Raw genomic sequence first — 11,051 nt, 5'->3', positions numbered from 1 at the left:
GGCGTGACAAGCCATGAATGTGATCCGACCGTCCGGCCTCTTTTGTCCGATGTGTCATTCAGCACATAACCAGCAAATCTTGGAAAGTGGTATTGGACACATCTTTCCGGCGCACTCCGGCCGACCCCGCCGGGCCGGGCCTACGCCGGGCAGAGCGACGCGGCTGCCCGTACCAGCGCCGCTCGGTGCAGCGGGTCACCACGACCGGTGGTGAACACGCCGAACACGCTGCGCGCCAATCGTTCCGCGCAATCCGGCGCGGTCAGCTCCGCCCGGCGGGTGGCCAGCTGGTCGAGGATCTCGACGTTCACCCGGTCGATCACCGGACGCACCGACGCGAGCCCCGCGGGCGCGGTGGGCGCGGCAGCCGGGTCGAAGCGCCACCGCAGCATCAGCCCCCGCTGCACCGTCTTGTTCGCCTCGATCTGCCCGAGAAAAACCTGCCGCACCCAGTTCTCCGGCAGGTCACGGCCGTTGCCGAGCCGCGCCATCGCGTCGTAGACCTCGGCTTCCCTGACCGGGTCGTCGATGGCGGGCTCGATGCCGTGCTCGCCCGCGGCCGCCCACTTCGCCGCGGCGACGGCGTCGGCGGTATCCAGGCGCTCGATCACCAGGGCGACCAGCCGGTCCAGTGACCCGTCGGCCGGGGACGCGCCCGCGCTAACCGGCCACATCGGCAGCGCCGCCGCGAGGAGCACCAACACCACTCTGCGCACGCAGGGACCTCCTCGGATCGTTCGCACCGAAACGAATCACCGCGACAGCGTAGGCCCATCCGCCCGCCACACCGGGCACGAGCGCGACCGGCCTGTGAGCCTGAACACATCCAGCCTTCCCTGCTCGCTGCCGGGCCAGGATGCCTGTCACGCTGTCACAACGAATCCGTGACAGTTTCGTCGCGCCCGTGAAAGCGCCTGGGACGTGAAGGATGTGCATTCCGATGACCGTCACCGGCTTGTTCACCTGGCTCGGCGGGGGCAGGACCAGCGGGATCACCGATCGCCACGAGCGCGCCGGATACGCCGTCACGGGCGCTGTCGTGGCGCTGTTCGCGACGATCTCCGGTGTGGTCTGCGCCCTCGCCGCGGGGTCGGCCTGGCCGTGGCCCGCCGCGGTGGCAGCGGGCGTCGTGGTCGCGGCGCTGACCGGCGCGCTCGCCCGGGCGCTGGCGACGGCGCGGCCGAGCGGTGGGCCGGACCGGCTCGGGCTGATCGGCCGGTTCGCGCTGGCTGTGCTGGCCGGTGGATTGATCGCCGAGCTCGCCGCGATCGTCCTGTTCAGCGGGTCCGTCGACCGGCTGCTGGACGAGAAGGCGCAACGCTCGCTCGATTCGGCGCCGCGGGTCGTCGCGGCGCACGCGGACCTGGACCGGGCGAGAGCCGACCGGGCAGCGCTCGAACAGGCGATCGCCATGGCCCAGAACGATATCGATCACGCCCTGGTGGTCGCCCGCTGCGAATTCAACCCGACCCCGGAGTGCCCGCGGACCAGGATCACCGGCGTGCCCGGCCGCGGGCCGGAGGCCCGGACGGCCAACGCCATGCTCGACGACGCCCGCAAGCAGCTCGCCACCGCGCAGGGCCGGGTTGACGCCGCCGACCGCCGGATCGACGCCGGTCAGGACGCGTTGACAGCCGCGCGGACCGCCGCCTTCGACGACGCCGACCGCGGGCTCGGCGCGCGCTGGCAGGCGATGAACGACTACACCGTGCGCGAGGCGTTGCCGCTGCGCATTCTCACCATCCTGGCGTTCGTCGCGCTGGCCCTGCTGCCGCTGGTGCTGCGCTGGTGGCGTGGCGAGACATCGTTCGACCGGCACAACGCGGCGCGCACCGTGCACGACCGCGCCGAACGCGAGGCCGACGCGGCCATCGCGGTCAAGCAGGCCGAGGTGCGCGCCGAGGCCGAGACCCTGCGCGCCGAGCAGCAGCTCACCGCCGCTCGCCTCGCCGTCGAGGCGGACACGGCCATCGACCGGGAACGGCAGCGCACTCGCATCATCGCGGCGATCGGCGGCATCGAGATCGGGATCACCGAACCGCCGCGCCGCCCCGAACTTCCCGCCGCGGCGGACGATCGAAAGGACAGCGCCATGCCCCACGAGGTGACGCCGCACCTACCCGCCCCGGTAGCGGTGAATCCCCCGGCCGCGGCCACACCTGCCCCGCCACCGAGCGGCGGCGGTCTCGAGCTGCCGCTGATCGGCACGGTGCCGTTCAGCGACACCGCGGCGCGTTTCATCCGGCCGCTGGTCCCGTCGTTCGTGGCCAACGCGATCGATACGGCGACGCATCCGCTGCGTACCGCGCGGCAGGCGTTCGAAGAGGTCGAGGAGATCACCTTCACACTGCGCCGTACGCGCAAGGTCACCGTGGACGGGCACACGTCGCAGCCACAGGCCGTCGGCTACCAGCTTCAGCCCGGCTCGCCGGAAATCGCGCACGCCCAGCACATCGCCTCCACCGTGGTCGACGCCGGCTACAACGCGCCGCACGCCCCGCGCTACTCCTCCCTTCCGCCGACCGGCGCCGCGGGTTACGGCCTGCCCACCGGCGCCCGCCGCGACGAACTGCCCGCTCACCACCATCCCGAACTGCCCGAGCCCAACCGCCGCGAACTGCCACCCGGGCGCTGACCGGAGCTCAGGCTTCGCCACCGCAGCCGCGCATCCGGCTCCCGCGGATGCGCGCTCGCACCACCGCGAGCATGGCCCACCCGCGTCGGCGTTCTGCGGGCAGACTCCAGCGCCCGGCTCCGGTGGGTTGCTTGGACGTGTGCGAAGACCCGGAGCGGCCTTGGGCCAACACGACCCGGGGCGGTGCGTCGCCGGTCGGCATACGCTGCACCCATGCAACACAGGGAGGTGACGCTCGCCGCGGCGCCGTGGGGGTCGCGACTGCTCGGGTCGGCTGAGGAGTCGTCGGGGCTGCGGCGCATCCGCGTCCAGCTGTTGATCACCGTGCCCACCCTGTTGGGAAATCTGACGGGCATGGTCGTGTCGATCGCCCTGGTCGGTTTCGTCCTGCCGGGGCCGTCGGTGTTCACCCGGGATCTGCTGCTGCTCGACGTGCTCGCCGCACCGCTCTACGCGACCTGCGCGCTGCTGATCGGGCTGTGGTGGGGCACCACCCGCGGCCTGCGCGCTCTGCGGTGGGCCACCGATCCGGAGCGCGTGCCGACCGAGGAGGAGCAGGCCGCGGCCACGGCGATCCCGCGCAGGCTGGTGCGTGACCAAGCGCTGCTGTGGTTCGGCGGGCTCGTCCTGTTGACCACGCTGTACGGCCTGGCCGAACCGCGGCTCGTGCCGAAGGTGGCTTTCGGCATCGCGATCAGCGCCATCGTGGTGTGCGCGAACAGCTACCTGATCATCGAGTTCGCCCTGCGGCCGGTCACCGCCCGGGTGCTGGAAGCGGCGGCATCCGGGCGGCGGCGCGGCATCGGCGTCTTCGGACGATCGCTGGTGGTCTGGCTGGTCGGCTCGGGCGTTCCGGTGGCCGGGATGATGGTGCTCGCGGTGCTCGCGCTCGCGCTGGACGACGTGACCAAGGCCCGGCTGGCGGTCTGCGTGCTGTCTCTCGGCGGCGCGACCCTGGTTTTCGGCCTGCTGCTGATGACGCAGACCCTGGCCGCCACGGTGGCCCCGGTCCTCGGCGTGCGGCGCGCGATGCGTCAGGTGGAGGACGGCGACCTCGATGTCGCGCTGGCCGTCTACGACGGCACCGAACTGGGTGAGCTGCAAAGCGGTTTCAACCACATGGTGGAGGGGCTGCGCGAGCGGGAACAGATCAGGGACCTGTTCGGCAGGCACGTCGGGCGGGAGGTCGCCGCGGCGGCGCTGGCGAGCGACCCGGCGCTCGGCGGCGTGGAGACCGACGCGGCGGCGCTGTTCATCGACATCGTCGGCTCGACCACCATGGCCGCGACCATCCCGGCGCCCGAGATGGTCGCCATCCTCAACCGGTTCTTCGGCATCGTGGTGGACGAGGTGGAGCGCCACGGCGGGCTGGTCAACAAGTTCGAGGGCGACGCCGCCCTCGCCGTCTTCGGCACGCCCGCGCGCCTGCCCGACGCCCCGGGTGCGGCGCTGGCCACCGCCCGCGCGATCCGGGCCCGGCTCGACACCGCGGGCGGCGATTTCGTGGCCGCCATCGGCGTGGCGGCGGGGCGGGTGGTCGCGGGCAATGTCGGCGCTCATCAACGCTACGAGTTCACCGTGATCGGCGACGCGGTCAACGAGGCCGCCCGCCTGTGCGAACTCGCCAAGCACGAGGGTCTGCTGCTCGCCTCCGGCAACACCGTCGCGGCGGCCGCCGTCACCGAAGCCGAGCAGTGGCGGCTCGGCGAATCCGTCACGCTGCGCGGCCGCCTCGCGCCGACCCGGCTCGCGCGCCCCGCATAGCGCCGGCCCTGCAACGTGCCAGGAGCGCACCCCCGCACGCTCAGCAATGCAAGCCGTCACGCCGGGGTGCCGACGCCTGGGTATGGAGTCTCCCGAAGGCGTCGGCTCCCCCGGCCGGATGCACGCCGGCTGGTCATCGCGTCGTCAGTGCAGCCGCGAACCACCGATCACGCACGGACGCTGCGCAACCGGAACGCCACCACCGCGGCGACCAACAGAATCGACGTGGTGCCGATGGCCGCGAAGTGGATGCCGGAGACGAACGATTCGTGCACCGAGGCGAGGAACGCGTTCCCGGCGGCCTCCGGCAGCTCAGCGGCGAAAGCCGTCGCCGCGCCGAGGGATTCCGAGACGACGTCCGCCCGATCGCCCGGCACCTGACTCAGATCCAGGCCGCTACGGAAGATCGCCATGACCACGCTGCCGAGGATCGCGACGCCGAGCGCGATGCCGGTCTCGTACGCGGTCTCCGACACCGCGGCGGCCGCACCCGCGCGTTCCGCGGGCGCCGAGCCGACCACCAGATCCGACGACACCGTCAGCGCGACGCCGACACCTGCCCCGACGAACAGGAAGCCGAGCACGAACGGCGTCGTACTGGTGGCCGCGTCCGGGCCCAGCCGGCCGAACAGCGCCGCGCCCACCGCCGCCGTGGTCAACGCGCCGCCGAGCACCGTGCCCGGCCGCAGCCGCCGCACCAACCAGGCCGCGGCGAGCGAGGCGATCATGCCGGCCAGTAGACCCGGCAGCAGGAGCAAGCCCGCCTGCATCGGCGAGCGTCCGAGCACCAGCTGCAGGTACTGCGAGCCGAAGAACAGGACACCGGCCAGCGCGAAGACCGAGAGCAGGTTGGTCAGCACGGCCGTACGGAACTTGGGCAGCGCGAACAGCTTCAGATCGAGCATCGGCTGCGCGAGCCGTCGCTGCCTGCGCACGAACCACACGCCCGACAGCACGCCGAGCGCACCGACCAGGACCGGTCGCATGCCCGGGCCGTGCGCCGTGAATTCCTTCACCGCGTACACGACGGGCACCAGCGCGAGCATCGACAGCACGGCGCTGGGCAGGTCGAAGCGACCGGGCTTCGGATCGCGCGACTCCGGGATCAGGACGGGCCCGAGCCCGATCAGCACCAGCATGACCGGCAGATTCACCAGGAACACCGAGCCCCACCAGTAGTGCTCGAGCAGCCAGCCGCCCAGCAGCGGTCCCGCCGCCGCGCCGCCGCCCGCCATGGCGCTCCACACCGCGATGGCGACGGTGCGCTGCCGCGGGTCGAGGAACATCGACCTGATCAGGGCCAGGGTGGCGGGCATCAGCGTGGCTCCGGCGACGCCCTGCAGCACGCGCGCCGCGATCAGCATTTCCGGCGTCACCGACCAGGCCGCGCACGCGGAGGCGACGCCGAACGCGGCCGCGCCGAGCAGCAGCAGTCTGCGCCGCCCGATCCGGTCGCCCAGGTTGCCCATGACGACGAGCAATCCGGCCAGCACGAACGAGTACACGTCGATGATCCACAGCAGTTGCGGCGTGGTGGGCGCGAGATCGGCGCTGATCGCGGGCACGGCCAGGTCCAGCACGGTCGCGTCGACGGCGAGCAGCAGCAGGGCGAGCGCGAGCACCGCCAATCCCGCCCACTCGCGCGCTCCGGCACGGGGTGGGGCGACAGGCGATTGTGCGGTGGTCTGCGCGGTCTCGGTGGTCATGGCCTTCTCGACTTCCGTCGTCCGATTTTATTACCGTCCAGACGGTATAGTAACGTCTCGACCGTCCAGACGGTATAGTCATTCCGGTGACGGCAGACACCCGCGACCGCATTCTGGACGCGCTCGAGACCTTGCTCCTGGAAAAGGGCATGTCGCATGTGACGCTGGAGAACGTCGCGGCCACCGCGGGCGTCTCCAAGGGCGGGCTGCTCTATCACTTCAAGAGCAAGGACGCGCTGCTGGCGGGGCTGGTCGGCCGACTGGCCGACCGCGCGGGCGAACAGCTCGACGCCGCGGCCGCGAAGGGCGCCACGGTCGCCGAGTGGTATCTGCAGACGCCGAACGCGGACAACGCCGCGGACGCGGTCGAACTCGCGCTCTACCGGTCCATGCTCGCGACCATGCGCACCATCGACGCCACCCCGGAGCCCGACGAGGTGCAGCAGGCGATGGCCGAGCTGATGAACTCGTGGTCGGACGGTCTGGACGAGGAGGTCGCCGACCCGGTCCAGGCCGACATCATCCGGCTGGTCGGCGACGGCGTGTATCTGCGCGCGCTGCTCGGCCTTCCGCCCATCGATCCGGCCCGTTACCGCCACGTGGTGGACCGCCTGCTGCGGGGCTGACGGTTAGACTCGCCCCGTGCTGCCAGCCGCCGAACCGGCCGGCGCCGTCGGGGCGGGAACAGATCCGGTACCGGGGTCTCCTGGAACGACGGTGCCGATCCGACCGCTGAGTTTCCGTGAACTGCTCGATGTGCCGTTCGCGCTGATCCAGGCGAACATCCGCGCCTTGGCCGCGGTGAGCGCGACGGGTTTGCTCGTCGCCGAAGCGGTGGTGATCGCGGTGACCGCGGGCGTCTCGGGGCTGACCGACGGCTCCGACCCGGGCACCGCCTGGGCGGCGATCCTGTCCACCGCGGGCTGTGCGTGGTTGCTGCGGTTCGCGCTACGCGGCACGACGGTGGCGCTGGGCGTCGCGACCGTCGGCGGCGCACCGATCGGCCTGCCGACGGCGCTGCGCCGGTTCGGCGCCGCATTCGGCCCGCTGCTGGTGTTCCAGCTGTTGTTCACGCTGGCGGGCGTCGGCGTGCTGGCAGTGAGCGGCCTGCCGCTCGTGACGCTGCCGCTCGCGGCGATCTGGCTGGGCTGGCTGCGCGCCCGCCGGTGGGTCGCGGTGCCCGTGCTTTTCGTCGAACGCACCTCGCACCGCGACGGCATCGCCCGCGCGAAACTGCTCACCGAGGGCGCGGAGTGGCCGACCACCGGGCTGTGGATCGCCCAGCGCGCCCTGTTCGGGCTGCTCGCGGTCCCGCTGCTGGCCGTTCCGCTGTTCGTCTCGGACTTCTCCGGTACCCACAAGTGGCCGGTGATCGTGCTGACCACCTCGGCGGTGCTGCTGCTCGCGGCATTCAGCGAAGTGGTCGAGGCCAATTCGCGCGTGGTCTGCTACGTCGACCGCCGTTGCCGCAGAGAGGGATTGGACATTCGCGTCCCCCGCCAGGAGGCGCGATGAGCGATCCACGACCGCCGCGCGGTGCGAACGAGGTCACGCTGAACAAGGGTCCCGCCACGACGCACGATCCGGCGCCCGGCACACCACGGCTCGGCGCCGCCGCCCACCACCGCGCCGCCGCCGAAGCGGCCGCGCAGCACCGGGATTTCGACCGTGCCCTGCGCGAACGTTTCCGCGCCGTGCTGCGCGGCCTGGAACAGGGCGGCGTGCTCGAGGTCCGGCGATCGCGCACCGCGCGGGAAACCGCCGACGACGTCACGACCGCGTTGCCGCTCGAGGTCGCCACCGAGATCCAACCCGCCGCACACAGTTTCGACGAGGTGGTCTACGGCGGCCGCCGCGCCACCGAGGACGAATATCGCAGGCTGGAATACGCCGACCGGTTCTCCGCCTCCGCGCCGCCGCCCGCACCGGAACCCACCGAAGTCGAGGCGGTGGAGAAGGCGCCGCGTACCAGGCGCACGCTGCCACCGCTGCCGAAGCTGCTGCGCGACCCCAGGTTCTGGGCCGTGCTCGCCGGGGCTGCCGCGTTGCTGCTGCTGGTCTACGGCGCGCTGCAATCCTGCGGCGCACCGACCGCGCCTACCCCTCCGACGCCGCAACCGCCACCGGATCTGCCCGATGTCCCTCCACCGGACGGTCCCGGCTTCGGGCCGGGCGACGACGCGATCTGGGACCGGCTGCCCGCGCCGGTCTTCTACGGCGGCGTGCAGTTCCTGATCGCCGCCGCGCTGGTGGTGTGGTGGCGTGCCCGCAGGCGTGGCGCTCTGGTGCGTGAGCCGCGTCCGGTCGAGGTGGCGGCGAACGAACTGCTCGCCGGCCAGGCCGCCCTGTACCGCCGCTCGAAGGACCACGACCACGTGGCGGGCAAGCTGCGCGCGGCCACGCTGCGCCGCGTCCGCACTCCGCTCGGCATCACGGCCGACACTCCGCCGGACCGTGTCGTCGCCGCGATCGCCGCGCGTCTCGGAACCGATCCCGCGCTGATCGGCGCGGCCTTGTTCGGGCCGGTCCCCGATCCCGGGGCGCTCCAGGTAGTCGCGGCGCAGCTCGAATGGATCGAATCGGAGGTCGGATGAGACGCCCTCGCCCCACCCTTGTCCGGCCCACGGCATGCGGGAACTCCCGCGAACCACAGGAGATGCAATGACCAGCACCGAGACCACCCCGACGGCGGAGCAAGCGGGCGCGGCGTTCCACGCTCTGCGCGCCGAGATCGGCAAAGCGGTGGTCGGCAACGACTCCGCGGTCATGTACCTGGTGCTCGCCCTGCTGTGCCGTGGCCACGTGCTGCTCGAAGGCGTGCCGGGGGTGGCGAAGACGCTGCTGGTGCGGGCGCTGGCCACCGCGCTGGACCTGGAGCACGCGCGAGTGCAGTTCACCCCGGACCTGATGCCCGGCGACGTCACCGGGTCGCAGATCTACGATCCGCACTCCGCGGAGTTCACCTTCCGCCACGGTCCGGTGTTCACCAACCTGCTGCTCGCCGACGAGATCAACCGCACGCCGCCGAAAACCCAGTCGTCGCTGCTGGAATCGATGGAGGAACGGCAGGTCTCGGTGGACGGGAAGCCGCAGCCGCTGCCCGATCCGTTCGTCGTGGTCGCCACTCAGAATCCGATCGAGCAGGAGGGCACCTATCCGCTGCCGGAGGCGCAACTGGACCGGTTCCTGTTCAAGGTGGACATCCACCTGCCCGGCCGCGACGACGAGTTCCGCATTCTGCAACGCCACGCCGCCGGCTTCGATCCCCGCGATCTGACCGCCGCGGGTTTGCGTCCCGTGGCGGGCCCCGAGCACATCACCGCCGCCCGCGCCGCGATCGCGCAGACGACGATCAGCCCGGAGGTGCTCGCTTACACCGTCGACGTGTGCCGGGCCACCCGCACCTCGCCCGCCGTGCAGCACGGCGCCTCGACCCGTGGCGCGACCGCGCTGATGGCGGCCTCGCGCGCGTTCGCCTGGCTCAACGGTCGCGGATTCGTCACGCCGGACGACGTGAAAGCCGTCGCGGTCGCCGTGCTGCGGCACCGTCTGCACCTGCGTCCGGAGGCCGAGCTGGACGGCGTGACCACCGAGGGCGTGCTGGCGTCGCTGCTGCTGTCGGTTCCGGTCCCGGTGTAGCCGATGGTCGTCACCGGTCGGCTGGCCGCCGCGGCAGGCGTGGCGGCCCTGTTCGTCACCCTGGTCCTGCCGTCCCTGCTCGGCGTGGTGGTGCTGACCTCCGTCCTGGCGGCCGGGCTGCTCATCGACCTCGCTGCGGCGGGGCGAGCGCGAGAGCTGACACTTTCCCGCGAGGCCATGACCACGGTGCGGCTCGGGCGCAGCGCCGAGGTGGAACTCGTGGCGGTCAACACCGGAACCCGCGTGCTGCGCGGCACGGTGTGGGACGACTGGCCCGACAGCGCACGCGCCGAACCCCGCGCGCACCGGCTGGATCTGGCTCCTGGCACCAAGGTCCGGCTGCGCACCACGCTCACGCCCACCTATCGGGGCGATCGGGTCGCGGGCCAGGTCACGGTGCGGCTGCTCGGCCCACTCGGACTGGCGGGCAGGCAGACCAGGCGCAGCGTGCCCGCCCGGATCCGCGCGCTGCCCGCGTTCCGCGCCGAGCGGCTGCTGCGGTCGAAAGTCAAGCGGCTGCAGCATCTCGACGGCCGCAATGTGGCCAACCTGCGCGGACAGGGCACCGAATTCGACTCGTTCCGCGAGTACGTCGCCGGGGACGACGTGCGCGCCATCGACTGGCGCGCCACCGCCCGCGCCACCGACGTCCTGGTCCGCACCTGGCGCCCGGAGCGCAACCGGCACATGCTGATGCTGCTGGACACCGGGCGGGTCAGCGCGGGCCGGGTCGGTGCGGGCACGCGCTTGGACGCGAGCATCGAGGCGGCCCTGCTGCTGGGCGGTCTGGCGGCCGCTGCCGGGGACTCGGTCGACCTGCTCGCCTTCGACCGGCAACCGCGCGCCGAGGTCCGTGGCGCGGGTGGAAAAGGGTTGCAGCTGAAGCTGATGCACGCGATGGCGGGCATCACCGCGGCCCTGGTCGACACCGACAGCGCCGGACTGGTGCGGGCGGCCATCCAGCGCACCCGCCGGCGCAGCCTGGTCGTCTGGTTCACCAGCCTCGACGGCGCGGCGGTCGAGGAGAACCTGTTGCCCGTGCTGCCGGTGCTCGCGCAGCGGCACCGGGTGCTCATCGTCTCGGTGACCGACCCCGATGTCGCCGCGGCCGCCGTGCGGCGCGACACGCTGCCCGACCTCTACGCGGCGGCCGCGGCCGAATCCGTGCTGGCCGAACGGGCACTGGTGCAGGAATCGCTGCGCCGCACCGGGATCGCGGTCGTTGCGGCGTCCCCGGCGCGATTGCCGGAAGCCCTGGCGGACGAATACCTGGAACTGAAGCAGTCCGGCGCCCTCTGAGGAGGATC

Annotated in this window: 9 protein-coding genes; 7 read left to right on the top strand and 2 right to left on the bottom strand. The window is 72.1% G+C overall.

Annotated elements, in window-relative coordinates:
• Positions 1-140: 140 nt before the first annotated feature.
• On the bottom strand, positions 141-716 hold the full coding sequence (locus tag IU450_RS03840; protein WP_195148339.1) for a chorismate mutase: 576 nt from the start codon (positions 714-716) through the stop codon (positions 141-143).
• Positions 717-940: 224 nt separating this feature from the next.
• On the opposite strand from IU450_RS03840, the gene IU450_RS03835 reads away from it, so the two are divergent.
• Together IU450_RS03835 and IU450_RS03830 are read left to right on the top strand one after the other, a co-directional pair.
• Positions 941-2,635 (top strand): DUF4407 domain-containing protein, encoded by a 1,695-nt coding sequence (locus IU450_RS03835; RefSeq protein WP_195148338.1) that lies wholly within the window; start codon positions 941-943, stop codon positions 2,633-2,635.
• A 213-nt stretch (positions 2,636-2,848) separates the two neighbouring features.
• The gene (locus tag IU450_RS03830; protein WP_195148337.1) at positions 2,849-4,399 is read left to right on the top strand and encodes an adenylate/guanylate cyclase domain-containing protein; all 1,551 of its coding nucleotides are present in this window, start codon (positions 2,849-2,851) and stop codon (positions 4,397-4,399) included.
• A gap of 167 nt (positions 4,400-4,566) precedes the next feature.
• On the opposite strand, the gene IU450_RS03825 is transcribed toward IU450_RS03830, so the two are convergent.
• Positions 4,567-6,105, bottom strand: a complete 1,539-nt coding sequence (locus tag IU450_RS03825; RefSeq protein ID WP_195148336.1) for an MFS transporter — start codon at positions 6,103-6,105, stop codon at positions 4,567-4,569.
• 86 nt (positions 6,106-6,191) lie between these two features.
• Between IU450_RS03825 and IU450_RS03820 the strand changes: the two genes are divergently transcribed.
• The 5 genes from IU450_RS03820 (at position 6,192) to IU450_RS03800 (ending at position 11,043) form a co-directional block, all read left to right on the top strand.
• Positions 6,192-6,731, top strand: coding sequence for a TetR/AcrR family transcriptional regulator (locus tag IU450_RS03820; RefSeq protein ID WP_195148335.1), 540 nt, complete (start codon positions 6,192-6,194; stop codon positions 6,729-6,731).
• 91 nt (positions 6,732-6,822) lie between these two features.
• Complete coding sequence (locus IU450_RS03815) at positions 6,823-7,620, top strand: hypothetical protein (RefSeq protein WP_324197517.1); 798 nt, start codon at positions 6,823-6,825, stop codon at positions 7,618-7,620.
• A complete protein-coding gene (locus IU450_RS03810) occupies positions 7,617-8,699 on the top strand; it encodes a DUF4129 domain-containing protein (protein WP_195148334.1) in 1,083 nt (360 codons plus the stop codon). The genes IU450_RS03815 and IU450_RS03810 overlap by 4 nt, the downstream gene beginning before the upstream one ends.
• Before the next feature lie 34 nt (positions 8,700-8,733).
• Positions 8,734-9,744: an AAA family ATPase gene (locus IU450_RS03805; RefSeq protein ID WP_416382833.1), complete on the top strand. Its 1,011-nt coding sequence runs from the start codon at positions 8,734-8,736 to the stop codon at positions 9,742-9,744.
• 3 nt (positions 9,745-9,747) lie between these two features.
• On the top strand, positions 9,748-11,043 hold the full coding sequence (locus tag IU450_RS03800) for a DUF58 domain-containing protein (protein WP_195148332.1): 1,296 nt from the start codon (positions 9,748-9,750) through the stop codon (positions 11,041-11,043).
• The last annotated feature ends 8 nt before the right edge of the window (positions 11,044-11,051 follow it).

Origin of the sequence: Nocardia abscessus (assembly GCF_015477775.1) — a bacterium.
In the GTDB taxonomy this organism is placed as follows: Bacteria; Actinomycetota; Actinomycetes; order Mycobacteriales; family Mycobacteriaceae; genus Nocardia; species Nocardia abscessus_A.
This window is presented reverse-complemented; position numbering and strand designations above follow the sequence as displayed.

Coding starts and splice junctions, on each gene's coding strand:
- IU450_RS03835 (WP_195148338.1), top strand. CDS start 941: ATGACCGTCACCGGCTTGTTCACCTGGCTCGGCGGGGGCAGGACCAGC.
- IU450_RS03805 (WP_416382833.1), top strand. CDS start 8,734: ATGCGGGAACTCCCGCGAACCACAGGAGATGCAATGACCAGCACCGAG.
- IU450_RS03830 (WP_195148337.1), top strand. CDS start 2,849: ATGCAACACAGGGAGGTGACGCTCGCCGCGGCGCCGTGGGGGTCGCGA.
- IU450_RS03825 (WP_195148336.1), bottom strand. CDS start 6,105: ATGACCACCGAGACCGCGCAGACCACCGCACAATCGCCTGTCGCCCCA.
- IU450_RS03800 (WP_195148332.1), top strand. CDS start 9,748: ATGGTCGTCACCGGTCGGCTGGCCGCCGCGGCAGGCGTGGCGGCCCTG.
- IU450_RS03810 (WP_195148334.1), top strand. CDS start 7,617: ATGAGCGATCCACGACCGCCGCGCGGTGCGAACGAGGTCACGCTGAAC.